This window comes from Ruegeria sp. CL6 (genome assembly GCF_056536465.1).
Genome location: NZ_JBQFPR010000032.1, coordinates 1 through 1064 on the forward strand (window position 1 = coordinate 1; position 1064 = coordinate 1064).

The window sequence follows — 1064 nt, forward strand, 5'->3', positions numbered from 1 at the left end:
CAGGTCGGTCTGGAGCAGGGTGTCGATCTTGTTCTTGAGGGAAGTGTCCGTCAAAGCGGTAACCGGGTGAGGATCACAGCACAGCTAATCGATGCAAAGTCCGGCATGCATATTTGGGCAGACCGCTATGATCGCCTCATTGAAGATGTATTCGAAGTTCAGGATGAAATCGCACTTAGGATTGCAACCGAGCTTCAAGTCGAACTGTTGGCGGGAGAAATGGCTCGTTTCAGAGGATCCGGCACAAATAACCTAGGCGCGTGGACTGCTCAACTAAAGGCCGTTGAGGCTTCGCGCAGAATTACCAGGGAAGCTCAGGCCGACGCTCGCCGATTTGCACAACAGGCAATTGCACTCGACCCGGGTTACTCGGCTCCGTATTGTACTTTGGGATTCATTTGCACTGTCGAAGCACGACATGGATTTGTTGCTGACCGGCGTGCCGCGCTAGCGGAGGCTCGTGACTGCGCTCAGCGAGCTCTGGAAATAGACAGCTACAACCCAGAGGCTCACGCTATTGCGGGTTTTGCGGATGCAATCGATGGCAAGCTGGTTTCGGCTATCGAGAAGTTCAACGAGGCACTAGCGCTGAATCCAAACCACGCTGACGTGGCTGCCAGACTGTCAATCACCCTAGCTTTCAATGGCCAGGCAAATGAAGCGATCCAAGTCGCACAACAAGCCATTACCCTGAACCCTCACTATCCAGGTTGGTATGCAGGCGTTCTGGGTTTAGCCCTTCGACTTGACGGTCAATACGAGGAAGCCAAGAAAGCATTCACCGAATATGGTCAAAGGGTTGAAGGCTTTGGTCACCTCGACCTCGTAATCGTCCATGTAGAGACGGAGAACCTTAAGGCCGCTCGCGATGAAGCACGGAATGTGATGAAATACCGCCCTCAGTTTTCCATATCGGACTGGGCGAAAACTCAACTTTTCTCTGACAGAGGAAGGCTGGAGAAAGACTGTGCGTCTTTGCGACTAGCCGGTTTGCCTGAATAAGAGCAGGGTTTCGCAGTAGCAGGTTGGTTTGTGATGGAAACCGATCTCACACGTTTCCGATT

1 protein-coding gene is annotated in these 1064 nt (G+C 52.5%); it reads left to right on the forward strand.

The window, feature by feature from the left end:
• The coding region (locus tag ACR0LH_RS21640; protein ID WP_480722428.1) for an adenylate cyclase at positions 1-1002 on the forward strand (1002 nt) is incomplete at its 5' end.
• Positions 1003-1064: the final 62 nt, after the last annotated feature.